Annotated in this window: 18 protein-coding genes; 8 read left to right on the forward strand and 10 right to left on the reverse strand. The window is 60.3% G+C overall.

From position 1 onward, the window contains the following. Positions 1–145: 145 nt before the first annotated feature. The 3 genes from ACYQ12_RS03185 (at position 146) to ACYQ12_RS03195 (ending at position 2506) form a co-directional block, all read left to right on the forward strand. Positions 146–943, forward strand: coding sequence for a PRC-barrel domain-containing protein (locus ACYQ12_RS03185; protein ID WP_459867585.1), 798 nt, complete (start codon positions 146–148; stop codon positions 941–943). 158 nt (positions 944–1101) lie between these two features. Next, positions 1102–1767: a PRC-barrel domain-containing protein gene (locus tag ACYQ12_RS03190; RefSeq protein WP_459867588.1), complete on the forward strand. Its 666-nt coding sequence runs from the start codon at positions 1102–1104 to the stop codon at positions 1765–1767. A gap of 541 nt (positions 1768–2308) precedes the next feature. Further along, positions 2309–2506 carry a hypothetical protein gene (locus ACYQ12_RS03195; protein WP_459867591.1) on the forward strand — a complete coding sequence of 66 codons (198 nt, stop codon included), beginning with the start codon at positions 2309–2311 and terminating at the stop codon, positions 2504–2506. A 90-nt stretch (positions 2507–2596) separates the two neighbouring features. Here ACYQ12_RS03195 and ACYQ12_RS03200 read toward each other — a convergent pair whose 3' ends face one another. The 5 genes from ACYQ12_RS03200 to ACYQ12_RS03220 form a co-directional block, all read right to left on the reverse strand. Beyond that, entirely contained in the window at positions 2597–3235 is a 639-nt protein-coding gene (locus tag ACYQ12_RS03200; RefSeq protein WP_459867594.1) for a hypothetical protein, read from the reverse strand. A gap of 216 nt (positions 3236–3451) precedes the next feature. Next, positions 3452–3880, reverse strand: coding sequence for a con-10 family general stress protein (locus ACYQ12_RS03205; RefSeq protein ID WP_459867597.1), 429 nt, complete (start codon positions 3878–3880; stop codon positions 3452–3454). 376 nt (positions 3881–4256) lie between these two features. After that, a complete protein-coding gene (locus ACYQ12_RS03210; protein ID WP_459867600.1) occupies positions 4257–5543 on the reverse strand; it encodes a cation:proton antiporter domain-containing protein in 1287 nt (428 codons plus the stop codon). A 93-nt stretch (positions 5544–5636) separates the two neighbouring features. Further along, complete coding sequence (locus ACYQ12_RS03215; RefSeq protein ID WP_459867603.1) at positions 5637–6074, reverse strand: universal stress protein; 438 nt, start codon at positions 6072–6074, stop codon at positions 5637–5639. Between the two features lie 260 nt (positions 6075–6334). Beyond that, positions 6335–7648 (reverse strand): 2-hydroxycarboxylate transporter family protein, encoded by a 1314-nt coding sequence (locus ACYQ12_RS03220; protein ID WP_459867606.1) that lies wholly within the window; start codon positions 7646–7648, stop codon positions 6335–6337. Positions 7649–7921: 273 nt separating this feature from the next. Here ACYQ12_RS03220 and dcuS point away from each other — a divergent pair, with 273 nt between their 5' ends. After that, complete coding sequence (dcuS, locus tag ACYQ12_RS03225) at positions 7922–9547, forward strand: DcuS/MalK family sensor histidine kinase (protein ID WP_459867609.1); 1626 nt, start codon at positions 7922–7924, stop codon at positions 9545–9547. A gap of 22 nt (positions 9548–9569) precedes the next feature. After that, positions 9570–10289 (forward strand): response regulator, encoded by a 720-nt coding sequence (locus tag ACYQ12_RS03230; protein ID WP_459867612.1) that lies wholly within the window; start codon positions 9570–9572, stop codon positions 10287–10289. Positions 10290–10339: 50 nt separating this feature from the next. On the opposite strand, the gene ACYQ12_RS03235 is transcribed toward ACYQ12_RS03230, so the two are convergent. Then, on the reverse strand, positions 10340–12211 hold the full coding sequence (locus tag ACYQ12_RS03235) for a diguanylate cyclase (protein WP_459867615.1): 1872 nt from the start codon (positions 12209–12211) through the stop codon (positions 10340–10342). A gap of 491 nt (positions 12212–12702) precedes the next feature. Here ACYQ12_RS03235 and thpD point away from each other — a divergent pair, with 491 nt between their 5' ends. The 3 genes from thpD (at position 12703) to ACYQ12_RS03250 (ending at position 14907) form a co-directional block, all read left to right on the forward strand. Then, the gene (gene thpD / locus ACYQ12_RS03240) at positions 12703–13647 is read left to right on the forward strand and encodes an ectoine hydroxylase (protein ID WP_459867618.1); all 945 of its coding nucleotides are present in this window, start codon (positions 12703–12705) and stop codon (positions 13645–13647) included. 127 nt (positions 13648–13774) lie between these two features. After that, the gene (locus tag ACYQ12_RS03245) at positions 13775–14437 is read left to right on the forward strand and encodes a fumarylacetoacetate hydrolase family protein (RefSeq protein ID WP_459867621.1); all 663 of its coding nucleotides are present in this window, start codon (positions 13775–13777) and stop codon (positions 14435–14437) included. An 86-nt stretch (positions 14438–14523) separates the two neighbouring features. Beyond that, entirely contained in the window at positions 14524–14907 is a 384-nt protein-coding gene (locus ACYQ12_RS03250; RefSeq protein ID WP_459867624.1) for a hypothetical protein, read from the forward strand. 97 nt (positions 14908–15004) lie between these two features. Here ACYQ12_RS03250 and speA read toward each other — a convergent pair whose 3' ends face one another. The 4 genes from speA to ACYQ12_RS03270 form a co-directional block, all read right to left on the reverse strand. Next, the gene (gene speA / locus ACYQ12_RS03255) at positions 15005–16909 is read right to left on the reverse strand and encodes a biosynthetic arginine decarboxylase (RefSeq protein ID WP_459867627.1); all 1905 of its coding nucleotides are present in this window, start codon (positions 16907–16909) and stop codon (positions 15005–15007) included. Positions 16910–17066: 157 nt separating this feature from the next. After that, entirely contained in the window at positions 17067–18023 is a 957-nt protein-coding gene (locus ACYQ12_RS03260) for a homoserine kinase (protein ID WP_459867630.1), read from the reverse strand. Between the two features lie 117 nt (positions 18024–18140). After that, complete coding sequence (locus ACYQ12_RS03265) at positions 18141–18434, reverse strand: DUF2782 domain-containing protein (protein WP_459867633.1); 294 nt, start codon at positions 18432–18434, stop codon at positions 18141–18143. Between the two features lie 101 nt (positions 18435–18535). Beyond that, positions 18536–19726, reverse strand: coding sequence for an MFS transporter (locus ACYQ12_RS03270; protein ID WP_459867636.1), 1191 nt, complete (start codon positions 19724–19726; stop codon positions 18536–18538). Positions 19727–19729 lie beyond the last annotated feature (3 nt).

Below are 19729 nucleotides of genomic sequence, written 5' to 3' on the forward strand. Positions count from 1 at the left end.
TTATTATTAGCGAGTTAATTTTTTGCCTATAATGGAAGTGTCGTGCTGTATCGTTTGGCTGTCATAAGGTTTGCGTTATAAAAGCTCATTTATTTTTTCAAAAATAAACATGGGTAGCCTTGCAACCTCTAGCTTGAGGGCTAGCTTGAGGAAGACACTTGTTGAAATTGAAAGGGAGTTTGCAATGCAACGGTTAAAATATAATGCTTCTCTTGTGGCGTTTGCCATCGCTTCGGCCACTGCCGTATCTCAAGCACAAGCACAGAATGACACCAAGAATAACGCCAACGGTGATATTATCGCCATCAGCGAATGGAATTACGATACGCTTTATCAGGAAGGGGGCATGACGGCTGATAGCCTCATGGATACCGAGGTGTTTGGTGCTAATGGAGAGGAAATCGGCAGCATCGAAAATGTGCTGTTGGATGATAATAACCGTATTTCCGCCGTTATAGCTCAGGTTGGCGGATTATGGGATATTGGCGATACACATGTTCTAGTTCCGTGGGAAGAAGCGGAAATCACTGAAGATGGTGTCAAGCTTCCTATTACGGAAGACAATGCTGATGATTACGGCCTGTTCAGCAGTGATTATATTACCAAGCAGGATCTTTCAAATACTAGGCAAGTGGATGACGATGTTACCACTGGGCCTCGTGTATGGAAGCTCTCTGAGTTACTCGATGACTACGCCAGCATAGGTGATGGAGAAGGCTACGGTTATGTGGACAACGTACTGTTCAATCGCGACGGGGAAATACAGGCAATCGTGATTGAAGCTGATACGGCTTATGGCGGCGAACCTTATGCCTACCCCTTTTATGGCTATGCCTATGGATGGGATCCGACCTACACATCCTATGCCCTTCCCTATGAGGAAGCGGATCTCGACGACATCACCGTCTTTGATTATGAAGAGTACGATGGACTCTGGGATTGATTTTCGCCGGTGGGCTGTCGTTTAGCTACTAGACATTTATCGGTTGAATATAAGTGGTGCATGGATCAAGGAGGCGGTAGCCAGCAGCCTCCTTGGTTTCAATATTATTCTGTCTCCTTGTCCTAATGCCAGATGATGAAAACGATGGAGAACATGAGATGAAAGTAGATATGAAAAGCGGTTATCGTCTAATCCCGCTATGTTTGGCCGCGTTGCCTTTGACGGCCTGGGCAGCTCCAGAGACATTGGAAAACTGGCAAGACGAAAAGAATGCCTCCCAGCCTGCGTGGATGATAAGCCAGCTGTTGGGGGATGATGTTATCGCAGGCGAAAACACCGAGGTCGGAGAAGTGACGGATGTAGTGCTTGATGAAGAAGGCAACGTTACTTCAATTATCGTATATTCCAACGGCAACCAGGTCGAGCGGGGCTACAGGGAAGTCTCGTGGCCGGTCAAGCTCTTCGAGCCTAGTGACGTTCTGCTCTCGATTGCGCAGCAGCCGTCCGCTTTCGGCGAGTTGGAGCATAGTGAGACTCCGCAAGAATTGATTGGCGAGGATCGATTCAGTGCCGATTCCATACTAGGAATGAGCGTTCAGGTCGAAGATAAGCCCTACGGGGAGGTTGAGGATCTGGGCATAGATGAGCAAGGGCAGGTGACCAGTGCGGTAATCGACCCGGATGGGTTGGAAACCTCCGACTATTGGATTCCCTCGGATATGGGGTGGATTAGCCCTGAGTGGATACTGGTTATTCCCTATACTCAGAGCGAAATCGAACAGACTGCACCTTACGAAAATCAGGATAATTCAACGTCATCCTAGTAGGCTCGAAATGTCGCGCTCTGATCTTGATCAGAGCGTTTTTTGTGCGAATCTGGCGCACTATAAAGCTGGCATGCTGAACAACTCACCTTGGTAATATCGCAAGTATTGCTACTCCTGGATGACTGCTGCGTTATCGAGAATACTTCCAAACAGGCAATCACATTTTGAAGTTTTTTGATGCAGGAAAAGCTTGTCAGGCTCATAGCAGGGATGCTTCCTCCAGCGTAGCCCACTGTCCGCCTTCACTCTTGTTTCTGAAATATTGACCCACGCCACAGATGTACAGGTTGAAGTTATTTCGTCATGCTTGTTGAGGACTAGGTGAACCCGCCCATCAGCTCTTTACACTAAGCCTGTCTTGAAATTGAAGGTTAGATTTGCCGTGTTCAGGAGCATCAGAGACATAGCCTTTCGGCAAAACAGATATTGCTAATTAAAACAACTAGTCAATTAAGGTAAGAGTGAGTAAAAAAATAGTATTTATTTAAATAAAATTATTGCTAAAACTTAAGATGTGAAAGCAAACGAGGTGAACTGCATGGATGCTCCCCGATTATTTCAGTATCGCTGGCAACATCGTAAAAAGGGTGGGCTCTACACGGTGGAGGCGGTAATTCAGGGTACCGGGAGCCTTGACGGTGGGAACTATATTATCTATCGAGATATCGGCAGGTATCCTCATCTCAACTATGTCATCCCATTTGATGAATGGGATGATGAGATGATCCAATATTAGCCAGTAGCAATGCCATACTGTCACGCCGCCAAAATAATCGTAACACGGCCGGAGATGGAGCTCCGGCCGCTACACTGCCGAGATCCATGACTAGATCATATGGGCGTCACGAACCCATTGTCGGATACGCCGGCCACGCCCTAATTTGGGGAGGCGTTGCGTGTCGAATGAGTCCGGAGCGAGATTGACGTCGTCCCCCTCGTTGTCGGCAAAATTGAAGACTCTGTAAGCCCCGACCGGTTTGTCTTCACTGCCGTAGATCGCCACAAGACGTATCTCCAGTGACTGGAGTTGAGTATCTCCCGTACCGCGATACCCGTCGAGCTTGATACTATTGGCGTTGGCGACTCTCTGAATAATGTGCGAGAACGTACCTACATGGCTATAACTGCCTGAGTCTAGCGGGCCTTGCCGTGTTGCCTCGGAGAGAGAAGCGCCCTGGCCTGTATCACTAGGCTGTTCATACTCGATAAGATCCTGAGCGAAATCGCCTTCCGATGTATGCAGGACTGCAATTATATGCGAAATGTAGATAGATTCAGAACTCATGTTACTGATCAAGCATAGAGCATGTATATCCTTGCTACGGCCACGGTTTATTAGAAGACGTGGACGGCGCTGGCGCGCAAAATTCAAATAGAGCAATTGCGCATAGAATAGCCAGACCAGTAGTGTCAGAAAGCCGGCGACGGCATTGAGAGCGCCAGAATTGCTATTTAACCACTCCATGTCGTATCTCCTGGGAAACTTTATAAGTATCTATTCATCCTTGAATGTTTCGAGATAAAGCGTGGCCGATCTCAACGGAGCAACTTCCATAATTTCATGAAATGCCAAATGTCATGGCATAAGGTCAGCATGAAAAAACCGCCAGTAAACGATCAGCTTACTGGCGGCTCCATGAGCACTCATTCATGGTGCTCCATATTTGGCGTTCAAATGACGTTAGGAATTCCTGCCTCCGCCATGGCTATGTTCGCCTCCTTTCTTGCCCGCTTCGGAAGCCTTCTTCGGATCGTTGGCGAAGTTACCACCGCTATGCTGGCCACCTTTGTGGCCGGCTTCGGAAGCGCGCTCGGGGTCGTTGGCAAAATTGCCACCGCTGTTTTGACCCCCTTTATGCCCCGCTTCTGCGGCACGCTCCGGATCATTCTTGAAGTTGCCACCGCTATTCTGGCCACCCTTGTGGCCGGCTTCGGAGGCACGCTCCGGATCGTTGGCGAAATTGCCTCCGCTATGCTGCCCTGCCTCGGAGGCTTTCTGAGGATCGTTCTTGAAGTTGCCGCCGCTATGCTCACCGCCTTTCTTTCCGGCTTGAGAAGCTTTTTCGCGGTCTTCCGCAAAGTTTCCAGAACCACCACGATGTTCAGCCATATCAACCTCCTGTTGCTTTAGCCAATATCAGGCGTAAATAAATGCCTAGGATAAGCTTCGGCACTTGAACGAATCACAAGTCCTGAACGTTGTCATCAACCGACTTGCGATGCCGTTACCCAAGATATAGAAGGGGGATGCTTGGGACGCAAGCCAAGTGGGCGTGGCGTTACAAATAATAACCTGGGATATGTCGGCTCATTATCATCGGAAAACCTTTAAGGCCACGTTTAAACTCCGGTTTAAATAAGCGTCTCACGCCTTGTATATCGTTCTTTCATGTCGTTGTGCGAGCCGATCCTGGCAGGACGCGGGCACCGTGATAGACCCGTCCAGGGCACCGCGCACTGGGGCGAACGTTTTACTCTTGAGGTGTTCATCGGGAAGGCTCGTCGGAGTGTTTGGCGTGCCGGCCGGGCAGGCGCAGCGGCAATTCGGAAACCTGGCGATGTTCCGGCTCCCGATGGTCACGCAAACGTCTGGTATGAGCGCCGTACCAGACACTCAGCGGAGCGGCGGAAAAGCCGTGCAGATAGATGCTGAAGAGAATCGTCCAGGCTGCTGTCACGAAAATGAGCGACGTCCCCGGGACACCAGTGGCTTCAGCAATCAGCACGGCATAAACGATGGACGCCAGACCCCGTGGCCCGGCCCAACCGATAAAGCCCACCGTCGAGGGAGCCAGGCCGCTACCGAGCAGCGCGATGGCCACCGCCAACGGGCGGATAACGAGCAGGCTGGCCAGCGCATAGAGCATCACCTGCCAACTCAGCCCATCGAGCACGTTGGCCACCATGACGGTGCCGAACAATAGAAAGGTGATCAAGGTGAGCAGCTGTCCTTCGGCCTCGGCGAAGCCGGTCGTGCGCGGCAGCAGCGAGCGGGCCGATGTGCCGACGGCCAGCCCGGCCGTGAAGGCACCGACAAAGCCGTTACCGCCGCAGAGTTCACTACCGGCATAGGCGATTGCCGCAAGGGAGATCGTAGCCAGGCGTTGAGTGGTCGGCGTCGTCCATGCATGCCGGGCGCACCACTGTAGAATGCGTCCGCCTAACCAGCCCACCAGTACACCTACGCCGATGCCAAGGCCGACGAGCTCCGCGAACAGGCCGACATAGCTGATGGGCGAGCCGGTATCGTGACGGGCAATGTCTAGCAGGATGGTGATGAACGGCACCGCCAGCCCGTCGTTGAGGCCACTCTCGACATTCAATGTCTGGCGAATGCGGGTCGGCACCGCCGGGTTGCTGACGAAAGACTGGCCGAGTGCGGCATCGGTCGGGGCCAGCGTCGCTGCCAGCAGTGCCACCGCCGCCACCGGTAGAGAAGGCAACAGCAGCATGCCGACGGCGGTGCCGATCAGGACCGCAAGCGGCAGGGCGAGGGTGAGCAGGCGCAGCGCAAGATCGTGTTCCTTGAGGACCGTACGCAGCGGTATACGCGAGGCGTCGGTAAACAGCACTAGTACCAGTGTCGCCTCGGCCAGCGTACTGATGGCCTCGTTCTGTATCTCCAGGTCGAGTACGCCGAGCATGCCGGGCCCGAGGAGCAGCCCGGCTGCCGTGAACGCCATCGGCAGCGTCAACGGAGAGCCCTTCAGCTTGCCGGCCAGCAGGCCGAAGGCGAAGATCGCCAAGGCGACGATAAAGATGTTCGCATCCATGCGTGTCGGATCCACTTCGTAGCGTCGGGTAGCAATACAATAAAAAGGGGGCGCTTTAACGCCTCGTCGCGAGGGGCAGGAGCGGTCGTGGCATCAATGTACCGTAATCACCGTGCAGCCAGCGATGTGATTGACCTTGTGCGAGACGCTGCCCACCGCCAGCCCTTTCAGGTCGCTCAGGCCTCGGCTGCCCATGACGATGGCATCCACCCCGAGGCGATCCGCCTCCTCGACGATAATCCGTGCAGGCGGGCCCTGACGGGTTAGGTGGTGGACTTCGAGACCGTCCAGGCCGACGGCGTGAGCCGCCTCGTCGAGGAGCTTGCGCCCGGCTTTTTCCTCATCCTCGGGGGAGCCGACGAACGGTGCGGCACCGACGCCCAGGCCGACGACATCACTTGCCGGCAGCGTCTCCGAGACATGCAGCAGATAGAGCTTGGCATTCGAAGGCCTGGCCAGTTGGGAGGCGACCTTCAAGGCCTTTTTCGCTGTTTCCGAACCGTCTATGGGGACCAGTAGTGACGTGTACATAGAACCTCCTGACGAGTGGTTTCGAACCGCATGCGGAAGCCTCCGCATCTGAGGGCTCGGGGTTTCATCAGGACCGGGTCGTTATCAAGCGGGTCGTTATCAAGTTAGCGCGGCTCGAGTGAGGCGCGCGCATTTGCCCGGATCCCTTGGCCATCATCTTAGCCAGAGATTCTCATGCCCGACGAGAACGTGCTCGCACAACGAAAGGCCCCACTCTTGGTGGGGCCTTTGTTCAACCGGCGAACTGTCTGAGCCTATGGTCAGACGAACAGCAACGGCACCATCACACTCGAGATCAGCAGGATCAGAGCTCCGCCCAGGCGCGAGGAGATCTGCGCGAAGGGCATCAGTGACATGCGCCGCGCCGCGGAGAGCACCGCTACATCTCCGGTACCGCCCATATTGGCCATGCATAGCCCTGCGGTGATGGCCGACTCGATGGGATAGAAGCCTACCAGCTTGCCGACCAGGCCGGCGCCGAAGGCCGCTCCGGCCACCACGGCGAACACGATCAGCACGTAGGTCAACGAGATGGCATCGATGACCTGGCCGAGATCGGTATAGGCGATGCCGATACCGAACAGCAGCGCGAAGGTCCAGTTGCGGGCCACGAACTGGAACCATTGTGCGGCGGATTCATTGACCGACTCCGGCACCACATTGGCGACCTTGAGCGCGGCCACCAGCACGATCATCAGCGCATAGGGGTGCAGCGGAATGAACGCTCCCAGAATCTGGCCGACGGTGAAGAACGCCAATGCCGCAACCACTCCCACGCCCAGCTTGGCGATGTCCGGCGTGCTCTGCTTTTCCTCGACCTCGACTCCCGGCATCATCTGACCGCCGCCGGAAAGGCCCGGGAAGCGCTTGCCCAGTCCATTGAGCAGGCCCGCGATGATGATGGCGAAGACATTGCCCAGCGCCAGGGCCGGAACCAGAATCGAAATGTAATAGCTGGCAGGCTGGCCCAGCAGCTGCTCGTAGATCTGACTCATGGGCACCGCGCCGGCCCCCATGCCGCCGCCGAGAATTGGCATGGCGATCACCACCACGGCATCCTGGGCCGAGAAGCCGAGCAGGGTGCCGACGACGACCGCGAACAGTGCCGCGAACAGCACCGCGCAAATCAGAGGCAGGGCATAGCGCGACCCGACCTTGACCAGCACCCGAGAGTCCATGCCCAGGATGCTGCCGGTGATCAGCGCGGCGATATAGAAGTTGAGAAAGCCACCGCTCTTCATGAACCGGGTGACGTTGTCCACCACCGGTGCAGGCAGCCATTGCAGGTAGACCATGGCCGCAGCGCCGAAGATGGCCAGGATGGCGCCGCCGCCCAGATAGGTCTTGACGATGGGCAGGCGATCGCCAATGAACCCCAGCAGTTCGCCCAGTACCATCATCACCAGCAGGGCGCCGATCATGCCGGTGGGCAGCGTGTCGGTGGCGATCGCGATGACCATCACGGCCAGGGCAATCCCGAAGATCGGCAGCGACATGCCGAAGATGCGTTGCGAGAAAAGCGAGCTGCCCGAGGCGGCTCTCGAATTGACAGTGTCCGTCATGGTGCGACTCATCGACGGTCTCCCCTCGGATATGTCAGCCTCACGCAGCCGGGCGAGGGATGACGGTGGTCGAAATTGCCCGGCCCGAACTGGCGTGCGCGGCCGGACACGTACATTGGCGCTGAGGATAAGCGTTGGGGAGGCTGAGCCAAGGTTGGCAAAGTTATTAAAGTGTTTTGAAACTAAAGAAAGCCGTGCCGGGCTTGACGGCACAGCACTCTGATGATGGGTATTCCACCAAGGTCGAATGTGGCATCTTTCATGCCCAGCTGACGATGATCGGAGATGTCACCCTTGCCACCCTTCCGCTTACGCTTGAATGGCCTGATCACCCTGTTGGTGGCGGTCATGGTGGTCCTGTCACTGGGCCTGGCCCTATGGCTGTTCAACGCTCAGTTGCGCAATACCCTGGAGCAGGCCCAGGCGTCGCGGGTGACCAACCTGGCACAGACGATAGCCGGCAAGGCGCGGGTTCACGAAGCGCTGCGCAGTCGTCTGCGGACCGTCTCCACCCCCCCGCCGGCCGACAGCCCTCTGCAGGCGGAAATCGATGCCCTGCGCGAGCGGCTGGGCGTCGACTTCATCGTGGTCATGGATACCCAGGCGCTTCGTCTGACCCATCCGGATCCCGAGCGTATCGGGAAGCACTTTCTCGGTAACGACGAGGATGCGGCCCTGGCCGGTGATTCCTACGCCTCGCGCTCGCGGGGCAGTCTGGGAACCAGCATCCGCGGCTTCGCTCCGGTACGTGACGAACGAGGTGAGGTGATCGGTGCCGTCTCGGTCGGGGTTACCCTGGCGTCGCTGGGACCGGTACTCGCCGAGCATCGTCGCGATGTCATTCTCGGCGTGGGCCTGTTGATGCTCGTCGCTGCCCTGGGGGCGCGAGGGTTGGCAGGCTATATCAAGCGTGTGCTGCTGGGGCTCGAGCCCTATCAGATCACGCGGCTGGTCGAGGAGCGCCAGGCAATGCTGGCTTCGGTGCACGAGGGGATTCTGACAGTGGATCGCGACGCGCGTATCACGCTGGTCAATCCGGCGGCGCGTCGCCTGCTGGCGGGTGCCGGTCTGGACGCGCCGCCGCTTGGTACCGATGTGGCGCGCTACCTGCCGCAGAGCGGGCTGCCGGAGGTGCTGGCCAGCGGTCAGGAGCGGCTCGATCAGGTGTTCACCATCAACGGCCACGTGGTGCTCGCCAACCGCCTGCCGATCCGCCATCAGGACCGGGTCATCGGTGCCATCGCGACCTTCCGCGACAAGAGCGAGGTCAATGCCTTGGCCGAACAGCTCACCGGTGTGAGCCGCTACGCGGAAGCGCTGCGCGCCGCAACCCATGAATTCAAGAACCAGTTGCACGTCATGCTCGGGCTGGTGCAGATGGGGGACCTCGACACGCTGCGCATATACCTGCGCGAACTCGCCGATCATCACGTCGCGCCCACGACCGCCCTGGTGGAGGGCATCGAAGATCCGGTGCTGGCGGGATTTCTGCTCGGCAAGCAGAGCGAGGCCCGCGAACGCGACGTGCGACTCGTGATCGAGACGGAAAGCCCGATTCCCGCACCGCACGATACGGCCATCCTGCATACGCTGGTCACGGTACTCGGTAACCTGCTGGAGAATGCCTTCGATGCCGTGGCAGAGCGGGATGAGCGCCTTGTCACCCTGACGCTGGGCTTCGATGAGGCCCTGCTATCCTTGCACGTTGAAGATACGGGCGGCGGGATTGGCGAGGCGGTACGCGAGCGCCTCTTCGAACCCGGCATCTCGACCAAAGGGGCTCGGCGTGGGCTGGGGCTGGCGGCGGTGAAAGCGCAGGTCGACACCCTGGGCGGTACGCTGGCGGTCTATTCGCAAGCGGGACGCGGGACGTTGTTCGAGGTCGAACTGCCTTATGTACCGTCAGAATGAATCACCATCTGCGAGGGCTGGCATGCGTGTGCTGATCGTCGAGGACGACCCCATGGTCATGCGCCTCAACGTCGACTATCTCAACCGGCTGGAGGCCATGCAACTGGTGGCCCAATGCGAAAGCGTAACGGCCGCGCTCGACGTGCTCGAACGCGAGGAGGTCGATCTCGTCCTGCTCGATGTCTATCTGCGCAACCGCAGCGGGCTGGAGGTCATCCGCTATCTGCAGCGGATGGGCCGTGATACCGATGTGATCCTGATTACCGCCGCTTCGGAAACCTCAACGGTTCGTACCGCACGGCGTCTGGGCGTCAGCGATTATCTGGTCAAGCCGTTCACTTTCGAGCGCTTCCGCGACGCCATCCAGGCCTGCTGTCGAACACGCGAGGCGTTGGCGGATCTGCCTGGACAGGTGGGCCAGCATGATATCGACCGATTGTTTCAGCATGCGCCGCCGCCCGAGCCGCGGCGTCCGGGTGACCTGCCCAAGGGACTGACCGCACCCTCGCTGGCCCAGGTGGCACAGGCCATCCTGGCGCTGCCCGACAATGCCTTCACTACCGAGACAGTGATGCCGACCACCGGCATGTCGCGGGTTTCGGTACGCAAGTATCTCAAGTACCTGGCGGAGCGCGGGATACTGGCCGAGTCCTTTCACTACGGGCAGGTCGGGCGGCCCTCCTTTACCTACCGTTGTCAGGATCGCCAGGCATTGGAAACGCTGGCGACGGAGCAGGCTTGATCCGCATGATTGCCGGCTGCGGTTCGCCAGGCAGATGAGAGGAGCCGAGCTCAACCGGCGGCCGAAACTGTCCGGTTACGGCCATCGTGCTTGGCCTGATACAACGCTCTGTCGGCCTGCTTGAGCAGTGTGGTGGAGGTTTCATCGTGGCGCGGATGCAACGAGGCGGCGCCGATACTGACGGTGACGTGATCGCTGACCGGCGAGTCGGCAAAGGGAACGCCCCGTTCGGCAAGTGCCATATGGACGCGTCCGGCGACATGCAGCGTGCCCTGGAGATCGGCGCCCGGCAGCAGAATGGATAGCTCCTCACCGCCGTAGCGGGCGACGAGATCCGCGGGGCGGGTCGCCGCCTCCCGGAGCACCGCCGCAACCTGCTGCAGGCAGACATCTCCGGCCGGATGCCCATAAGCATCGTTGAAACGCTTGAAATAATCGACGTCGATCATCAGCAGACCCAGCGGCAGTTGCTCGCGCGCGCAGCGCCGCCACTCCTGGTCCAGCATGCGGTCGAACTCGCGGCGGTTGGCGACGCCCAGCATTTCGTCGCGCGACGACAGGATATGCAGTTGCCGGTTGAGCTCTTCGAGCCGCTTCTGATCGTTGCGCAGGGACGTGATGTCCTGCGACAGGGCCAGGGCACGCCGGATGTGGCCTTGGTCGTCAGGCAACGGCACGGCGGTGATGCGATAAATGTCATCGTTCAACGGCAGTTCGATTTCCGCTTTATGGCCTGCCAGGGCCCGTCGGCCCAAGGTTTCCAGCCTGTCCCTGGTGGCCTTGTCAAAGCCGCTGTAAATGGGATGGCCGATACGGGCCTGGATGAGTTTTTCCAATCCGTTGCGCCACAACTGGCCATCGACGAAGACGAGACGCAGTTCATGATCGATCACGGCAACGCTGCCATTGGGAATATTGCGAGCAATCGCATTGCATAACTGTTCCGTCTCCTGCTGCTTGCGCAGGGTGACCAACTGCTTGTCGCGGGATCTGGCGGTGCTGCGTATCGAACGGTCGAGCACGTAGATGGCGATGACGATGCCAAAAGACAGCACCATGAAGATCATGCCATAGCGTATGAAGGTCGGCTGTAGCGCAGCCATGAAGGCCTGGTAGTCGTAAGCTATGCTCAGCACGACGGGATAGAGCGACAGTTGGCGTAGCGCCACGATCTTTCGGGCGTGATCGAGCGGTGAAATCAGGATCGTGGATTCGGCATCTTGACGGGAGACGATCTGCTGGATTCGCTCCTTCATCGCCTTCGATGGCTTGCTGTTCGGTGCCGGGTAGAAAATCAATGGGGCCCCGTCAAGGCGGAGCATGCCGATGCGCAGATCGAGATCGCGGCGTGCCCGGGAATAGAAACGCTCGAAATAGGCGGCATCCAGCAGGACCGCCACGACGCCGATGAAGCGGCCTTCGGCGTCCTGCAGGCGGGCGCTTACCGGAATCAAGGCATCATCATTGTCACGTACCGCGAGGGGCGCGCCGATATGCAGGTCGTTACCCTCCCGGTGCGAGCGGAAAAAATCATATCCCGACAGGTCGCTTGAGTTCGCGAGGGGCAGCTTGTTGGCCACGAAGATCGTTTTACCGTCGGCATCGGCCATGATCAATCCGCCGATCTGCGGCGAGCGGAGCATGGTGCGATACATCGGCCCCCACAGAACGGCATTTTGGGTATAGCCCTCCAGCCCGCGCGTCTGCACCTCGGACTCGATTTCCGTCAGCATGAGCTCCGCGGCGGAAAAAGAGCTTTCGGCATGTTCCGCCAGCAGGATCGTCTGGGCTTCGAGCTGTTTTTGCAGGGTGCCAAGGTCGCGCTTGTATTCGTAGTAGGCACCGATGGCCAGAAGGATGCCGGCGGTCGCGATGGCAAGCGAGCCCAGCCCGATGAGAAGGTAGCGGGGGCGTTTTAGCATGGCAAAGGTGTCGCGGTCATGATCGTTGCAAGCAAACGTTTCGTCTCCTTGTCATGCGGTTCGAGCAGGCGGTACGCCCCTCGGCGAGGAAACTCGATTAGCGGATGGCCAACAAGCGGAGCCAAGCGGTTGACAGGAACGTGGAGGCTGCGGATCAGCGCTCAAGGTGAGCGGTAGATTGTCGGTTAGCTTAAGTAAGCGCATCTTTGCAGAAAGTCAGTGCAAAAGCACGAGGTGTCTTTTAACGCTAAATAATGTTAGAGGTCGGCGTCACGACTGGGCTGTAGCCTCATGCCAAGGCATCGACAGCAGGCCGGTACGTGATGCGCTAGCCTTTCGTTGTACTTGCAAGATTCCTCAGATTTTCTACGATGTATTTCCCTTTAAATAAATCAGGGACTTAAAAAAAGCCAGGTAACCACCAGCTAATTCAGGTGCCTTGCACCAGGACTGGACCTGCACGCTGATCACAAACCTAAGGAGGTGATTGGATGTCAGTACAGACCGCAATGCGTCATGACATTTACACTCAGGAACGCAACCGCGATCATTACCCCACTCGCCTGAGCCGGCCGCTGGATGCGCCATGGCTCGACCGCCAGGACGCGGTGGTGAAGGGTAAGGCCGAGGAGGGGCCTCTGAGCCGTGAACAGCTCGCGCGTTTCGAGCGCGACGGCTTTCTCTTCGAACCCAATTTTCTCTCTCCCGAGGAGGTAAAGGGCTTACGCGACGAACTGGCATGGCTGCTCGACCGCGACGACTTCCGCGGGCGTGATTTCACCATCACCGAGCCCGACAGCCAGGAGATCCGCTCGCTCTTTGCCGTGCATTTTCTTTCCGACAAGTTCGCCCGGCTGGCACGGGACGAGCGCCTGACGGGCCGTGCCCAGCAGATCGTCGGTGGTGACGTGTACGTGCACCAGTCACGTATCAACTACAAGCCGGGCTTCCACGGCAAGGGCTTCAACTGGCACTCGGATTTCGAGACCTGGCACGCCGAGGATGGCATGCCCGACATGCACGCCGTCAGCGCCTCCATCGTGCTGACCGACAATCACCATTACAATGGTCCGCTGATGCTGATCCCCGGCTCGCACAAGTACTTCGTGCACTGCCTGGGAGAGACGCCCGACGAGAATCACAAGCAGTCGTTGAAGAATCAGGAGTTCGGCGTGCCCAGCCATGAGGCGCTGCGTCGGCTGATCGAGGCCAATGGCATCGAGGCGCCGACCGGAGCGGCCGGCGGATTGCTGCTGTTCGACTGCAACACGCTGCATGGCTCCAACGCCAACATGTCGCCGGACCCGCGCAGCAATGCCTTCTTCGTGTATAACCGCCGCGACAACGCCTGCCGGGCGCCCTTCGGCGCCAAGCAGCCGCGGCCCTCCTTCCTGGCGCATGGCCCGGATGAGGAGTGGAAGCCCGACACGCACTGACGCGTTGCGCGGTGCTTTAGTCGCGGCCGAGGTGTCAGGCGCCGCTGACGACGGTAGACTCTAGGGTCCATCGCCGCCAGCGGCGCCTTTTTCGTGCCGGCGGCTCATGTCGACAGGAGACCGCGTCATGTCCTTCGAGCCTCGTTTCACCGATGGCCGCGCCTTTACCCATCCCCTGGGCAAGATCGTGTGTGTTGGGCGCAACTACGCCGAACACGCCAGAGAGCTCAACAATCCGGTGCCCAGCGCGCCGCTGCTGTTCATCAAGCCGGCGACCAGCGCCGTGGCGCTGGACACGCCCATCGAGGCGCAGTTCGAGCGTGGCGAGGTGCACTTCGAGACCGAGCTGGCGCTGCTGATCGGTCAACCGCTGACTCGGGCGACGCCAGAGCAGGCCGAGCGCGCCGTCACCGGCATCGGCCTGGCACTGGATCTGACGCTGCGCGAGGTGCAGTCCCGACTCAAGGAGAAGGGCCATCCCTGGGAGATGGCCAAGGCCTTCGATGGCGCCTGCCCGTTGTCGGCGTTCGTTCCCCTCGATGGCGTGCCCGACTGGCAGGCGTTGACGTTTGCTCTGGATATCGACGGACAGCGCCGCCAGACCGGCAATACCCATGACATGCTGTTTTCCGTTCCGGCGCTGCTGGCGGAAATGTCGAAGCATTTCACACTGGAGCCCGGCGATGTCGTCCTCACCGGTACGCCTGCCGGCGTGGGCGTACTGCCACGCAATGCCGAGCTGCATCTGACGCTGGCGGGCGACCTGGAGGTCACGACCCGTACTGCCTGAACCGATAGGTGGCCGGGAAGTCTGAGGGAGTCAGGAACGGGTAGCGAATCCGGAAGCCCGACTGCAACCGTTGCGAGAGGAAAGCCATGAACGCGCAATCTAGGGCAGGCATTCACCATGCCGTCATCGTTTCTGCCGCTCTGCTGATGGTATCGACGTCCGTCCTGGCAGACGACACGCTGGGCGATAAGGCGCGTCGTGTCGGCCAAGCCACCGGCGAACTGCTCAACAATGCCGGCGAAGCGGTGATCGTCACCGGGCGCCGGGCACTCGACGGAACCCGTGAAGGCATCGAGCAGGGCGCCGATTGGACGCAGCGTCAGTTCAGCGGCGATTCACAAAGGCAGGGAGATACCGGCCCGACAACGCAAACGCCGCGTGGTGATGCGGCTTCCGCGTCACCGCCGGGCAATGATGGCGCGAGCAGTGAACGAGACAGTGGCGTGCGCGTGACCCCATTGCAGCAATAAGAGGGGGCTCTTCAAACGTCTCCAAACGTCATGATCCAAGCGCCCCGCCAGGTAAACCTGGCGGGGCGCTTGGACAATCGGGGCGCGGGCCGAAGGCTCACTCCAGATACGTATAGCCTTCCAGTCCGGCCACCAGATCTTCCATGAACAGCTTGCGCTCGTCCTGGGTCAGGCCGCTGCCTTCGAGCTGCGCCTCGAGGTGGTTGCGCAGCACCTTGGCGTCGAAGTTCACGTAGTGCAGCACGTCAGCCACGCTGTCGCCGTACTTCAGGTTCGAGAAGCGTAGCTGGCCGCTGGCATCGAGGGCGGCATCCACCGAGTCGGTATCGCCGAACAGGTTGTGCAGGTCACCGAGAATCTCCTGGTAGGCCCCGACCAGAAACACGCCCAGCAGCTTGTCATCGGTGTCGTCCCATTCGGGCAGCGGCAGGGTCGACTCCAGCCCCTGACCATCGACATAGTTGTCGATACGGCCATCCGAGTCGCAGGTGATGTCCTGGATCACACCGCGGCGGGTCGGGTCGCGGTCCAGTCCGGTCAAGGGCAGCACCGGAAAGACCTGCTTGATGCCCCAGACATCGGGCATCGACTGGAACAGCGAGAAGTTGACGAACAACTTGTCGGCGAGCTTTTCGGCCAGCTCGTCGGCAATTTCGCGGTGGGCGCGGTTGCGGCTGTCGAGGCGGGTGCGCAGACGCTGGCAGGCGGCGAAATAGACCGATTCGCCTTCGGCACGGGCGTCCAGGTCGGCCATGCCCATCACGAAGCGTTCCTGAAGTTCGCCGATCGCCTGGACCAGGTCATGATACGCCTCGACCTGTCCACGCGGCTCACGCATGGTCTCGAGCCGGTCATAGACGCGCCACAGCTCATCGACCTGCGGGTCGTCCTCCGCACGCCGGCGCATGGGCTCGCTCTCGCCGATGCGCTCCTCGTCGATGACGTTGGTGATCAGGACCGCGTGGTGCGCCGTCAGCGCCCTGCCCGATTCGGAGATCAGATGCGGATGCGGGATACCTTCGGCCTCGCAAGCCTGGTGAAACGCCCATACCACGTTGCTGGCGTATTCGCGCATCGAATAGTTGATCGAGCAGAAACTGCGCGAACGGGTCCCTTCATAGTCAATACCCAGCCCGCCGCCCACATCGACGGTATCCACCGGCGCGCCCATCTCGCGCAGGCTCTGGTAGAAGCGTGCGCACTCGCGCAGACCGCGCTGGATGTCGCGGATATTGGCGATCTGCGAGCCGAGGTGAAAATGCACCAGCTGCAGACTCTCCAGCGCGTTGGCACCACGCAGCCGCTCGACCACGCCGAGAACCTGGCTGGCAGTCAGGCCGAACTTGGACTTCTCGCCGCCCGAGTCCTGCCATTTGCCCTTGCCCACCGACGCCAGACGTGCGCGCAGCCCGATACGCGGGCGCACGCCGATGCGTTCGGCCTCCTCGAGAATCAGGTCCAGTTCGGAGAACTTCTCCACCACCAGGTAGACCCGATGGCCGAGCTTCTCGCCCATCAGCGCCAGGCGTACGTACTCGCGGTCCTTGTAGCCGTTGCAGACGATCAGGGACGAGCCGTCGCCGGACAGGGCGAGTACCGCCATCAACTCCGGCTTGCTGCCCGCTTCCAGGCCGACCCGGCCGCGACCGCGTTCCTGAGTGGCGAGAATCTCCTCGACCACGCGACGCTGCTGGTTGACCTTGATCGGATACACGGCAGTGTAGCCGCCCTGGTAGGTCTCCTCGCTCATGGCGGCGTCGAAGGCGGCACATAGCTGTTCGACACGGTCATGCAGGATGTCGGTGAAGCGCACCAGCACCGGCAAACGCAGCCCGGCCTGGCGCAACTGGTCGACCAGGGTGTCGAGCGACAGGGCAGGACCCTCGACCTCGCTGCCCAGCGGGCGCACGACGGCATGGCCGTGATCATCGACATCGAAATAGCCACTGCCCCACTGATCGATGTTGTAGGTGCGGCGGGCCTGGGCGGCGGTAGCAGTCATTAAGCTCTCCTGCGAAACGGCTTGGCCTGAAAAGGCCTGGACAAGAGTGGCCGGACCTGAGGCCGGTCGTCGGGGCGAAAAGCAAAGGGGGCGCATTATGACGCTAGCGACCCCGCATGCCTAGATGGACGCATGCCCGGATGAATAAGCGTAGCCGCTATTGCGCGGCAGGCAGCGGCAAGGCGCCATGGACAATGCGCTGATGCAGCAGGGCGCGGTACTGTTCCGGGTCCTTGGGCGTCAGGCTATGGGCCGGAGGATCGACATAGACCACCAGTAGCCGCGACAGCCAGTAGCGCAGTGCGGTCATGCGCAGCATCACCGGCCACAGGCGGCGTTCGGCCTGGCTCAGGGGGCGGCGGGTCTGGTAGGCGGCGAGCAGGGCATCGTAACGCTCACGGTCGAGCCCGCCGTCATCCAGACTGGCCCAGTCGTTGATGACGATGGCCAGATCGAAGAGCAGATCGCCGGTACAGCCGTTATAGAAGTCGATGATGCCACCGAGCTCGTCGCCCTCGAACAGCGTGTTGTCGCGGAACAGGTCGCCATGCAGGGCTCCCTGGGGCAGCGTCGGCGTGGCGGCGAAAGCCTCCTGATAGGCATCGATCTCGTCGGCCATCAGGCGCTGATCCTCAGCCGACAGATAGCCCATTACCTTGTGGTGGGCCGTGGTCAGCCAATTCAGGTCGCGGGGGTTGGGGCGCTGACCGTCGAAGTGCTGCGAGATGCGATGCATGCGTCCCAGAGCGTCGCCCAGCGCCCGGCACTGGGCCAGGGTCGGCGAGTGCGGGCTCTTGCCGGGCAACCGGGGAAACAGCAGGGCCGGCTTGCCGGCAAGGCGTTGCAGGGCGATGCCGTCACGGTCATGTACCGGGCCGGGTACCGGCAGGCGATGCTCGGCGAGATAGTCCAGAAGATCGACGAAGAACGGCAGTTCCTCGTACTCGCCCTGCTCGAAGAGGGTCAGGACCAGGGGCGCCCGGTCGGTAGTCACGAAGAAGGTGGAGTTCTCCGTGCCGCTGGGAACGTCTTCCAGCGATGCCAGGGCACCGACATCGAAACGTTCCAGAAAGGTCGCGACCTGCGACTCGCTCAAAGGGGTGAATACGGCCATGTCTCTCTCGCCCGGATTGCCAAGCGCGCTATTGTAGCGGCTCGCTGCAGGCAGTCCTACCGGACATTGCGGCCGGCGCAACGTTGCCTGGCAAGACAGGCTGGACGTGGCGACCTATCACCAGCGAATCAGCACCCAGCTCGGCGGCACGACGTCGTTGGCATCGTTGCTGCGCTCGAAGTTGCCGTCGCCGTCATCGTCGATGAGATAGTAGGAGGGGCCGACCGAGGGGACGATCTCGATGGCATAGAGCCGGCCGTTGACGCGATACTCCTTGACGGTGCGGTTGTCCTCCTGGCGGATGGTGACATCCGGCGTCGGACTCTCCTGCTGCTGGGCGAGCACCAGCGGTGTGGCGAACAGCGTGAACAGGCCCAGTGCCAGAGCGGGGGCGGTATGCAACATCTTCATCGAAGACTCCTCAGGCCGGAAGCAACAAGATTTCCTGAACATTAGTGTATGCCCAATCGCCAGCGACCACTACCGTTGTGCCCGGCATGTCACCAAAGTTTTCAGGGTGTATCGAGGCGTGAGATATCACGCTGGGCCAGCAGCCAGGCCAGCGCCAGGCAGGCAAGGATAGCGCCCATCAGCGCCGGAAAGGTGGCTCCGGCCTGTAACAGCAGGCCGAATACCGCCGGGGTCAGTCCCGTGGCGAAGACCATGGCAGCGCTGAGCGTGGCGCGTACGCGCCCCAGGTGCTCGCTGCCCCATAACGTGACCAGCAGGGCGTTGACCACCGGCTCCTGCAGTCCCACGGTCAAGCCGCTGCCCAGCATCAGCGCCCAGACCGCCACGTCGCCTCCCAGGGTCACGACAGCCAGCAGGCCCAGAGCGAAGGGCAGCAGATAGAGCCGGGCGAGCAGGCGCGCGCCCAGGCGGTCGACCCAGCGTCCTCCGAGCAGCGCGCCGGGAAAGCGGATCAGCCCGCGTCCGGTCAGCGCCAGCGCATAGGTGGCGATTGCCGCGTCCAGATCGCGGGTCATCTGCGCCTGGTAGAGAAAGATCCCGGTCATGGTCACCGGCAATAGCAGCAGGAGAGGCAGCAGGCGCCAGAAACGCGCCTCGCGCAGCGGACGCGGGCCTCTGGGGCTCTTTGAAGACGCGTCTGCCCGCACGGGGGCAGACGGCCAGCGAGCGGTGCGTGTGAACAGCCACAGCCAGACAACCGTCAGCAGGGCGGTCAGGGCCCACCACAGCTCGCGCCAGCCGAACCACACCAGCAGCACCGCGACGAGGGGCGCGAGCACGACCTCGCCCAGCGGCACGCCGAGGCTGACCACGCCCAGCGCCCGGCCCCTGAAGTCGGGGAACTCGCGCCCTGCCAGCGTCATGCCGAAATGCAGCAGCAACCCTTGACCGCATAGCCGCACCAGACCGAGTCCGAGCAGCGCCAGCGACACCCAGGGCGACAGGGTGAGCAGCAGCGCCCCGAGCAGCACCCCGCCGACGATACCCAGTGCATAGCGCCGAGGCGCGACCCAGTCGAGGCGTGGCCCCACGTACAGCATTATCACGCCGGCGCACAGCGACAGCAGCGAGTAGGCGGTGCCGAACTCGCCGAGACTCAGGCCGAGCCGTTCGGCGATCGGTGCCTGGAACAGGCCGATGAAGAAACTCTGACCCAGATTGCCGCTGAACACGGCGAACAGGGCGATGCCCAGCAGCATTCCCTGGCGACGGAACAACTCTTTGTAACCCACACT

This window comes from Halomonas shantousis (genome assembly GCF_054654615.1).

Bases quoted from the DNA above. Each gene is read 5' to 3' on its own strand.
- ACYQ12_RS03190 (WP_459867588.1), top strand. From the start codon at position 1,102: ATGAAAGTAGATATGAAAAGCGGTTATCGTCTAATCCCGCTATGTTTG.
- ACYQ12_RS03195 (WP_459867591.1), top strand. From the start codon at position 2,309: ATGGATGCTCCCCGATTATTTCAGTATCGCTGGCAACATCGTAAAAAG.
- ACYQ12_RS03200 (WP_459867594.1), bottom strand. From the start codon at position 3,235: ATGGAGTGGTTAAATAGCAATTCTGGCGCTCTCAATGCCGTCGCCGGC.
- ACYQ12_RS03205 (WP_459867597.1), bottom strand. From the start codon at position 3,880: ATGGCTGAACATCGTGGTGGTTCTGGAAACTTTGCGGAAGACCGCGAA.
- ACYQ12_RS03210 (WP_459867600.1), bottom strand. From the start codon at position 5,543: ATGGATGCGAACATCTTTATCGTCGCCTTGGCGATCTTCGCCTTCGGC.
- ACYQ12_RS03215 (WP_459867603.1), bottom strand. From the start codon at position 6,074: ATGTACACGTCACTACTGGTCCCCATAGACGGTTCGGAAACAGCGAAA.
- ACYQ12_RS03220 (WP_459867606.1), bottom strand. From the start codon at position 7,648: ATGAGTCGCACCATGACGGACACTGTCAATTCGAGAGCCGCCTCGGGC.
- dcuS (WP_459867609.1), top strand. From the start codon at position 7,922: ATGTCACCCTTGCCACCCTTCCGCTTACGCTTGAATGGCCTGATCACC.
- ACYQ12_RS03230 (WP_459867612.1), top strand. From the start codon at position 9,570: ATGCGTGTGCTGATCGTCGAGGACGACCCCATGGTCATGCGCCTCAAC.
- ACYQ12_RS03235 (WP_459867615.1), bottom strand. From the start codon at position 12,211: ATGCTAAAACGCCCCCGCTACCTTCTCATCGGGCTGGGCTCGCTTGCC.
- thpD (WP_459867618.1), top strand. From the start codon at position 12,703: ATGTCAGTACAGACCGCAATGCGTCATGACATTTACACTCAGGAACGC.
- ACYQ12_RS03245 (WP_459867621.1), top strand. From the start codon at position 13,775: ATGTCCTTCGAGCCTCGTTTCACCGATGGCCGCGCCTTTACCCATCCC.
- ACYQ12_RS03250 (WP_459867624.1), top strand. From the start codon at position 14,524: ATGAACGCGCAATCTAGGGCAGGCATTCACCATGCCGTCATCGTTTCT.
- speA (WP_459867627.1), bottom strand. From the start codon at position 16,909: ATGACTGCTACCGCCGCCCAGGCCCGCCGCACCTACAACATCGATCAG.
- ACYQ12_RS03260 (WP_459867630.1), bottom strand. From the start codon at position 18,023: ATGGCCGTATTCACCCCTTTGAGCGAGTCGCAGGTCGCGACCTTTCTG.
- ACYQ12_RS03265 (WP_459867633.1), bottom strand. From the start codon at position 18,434: ATGAAGATGTTGCATACCGCCCCCGCTCTGGCACTGGGCCTGTTCACG.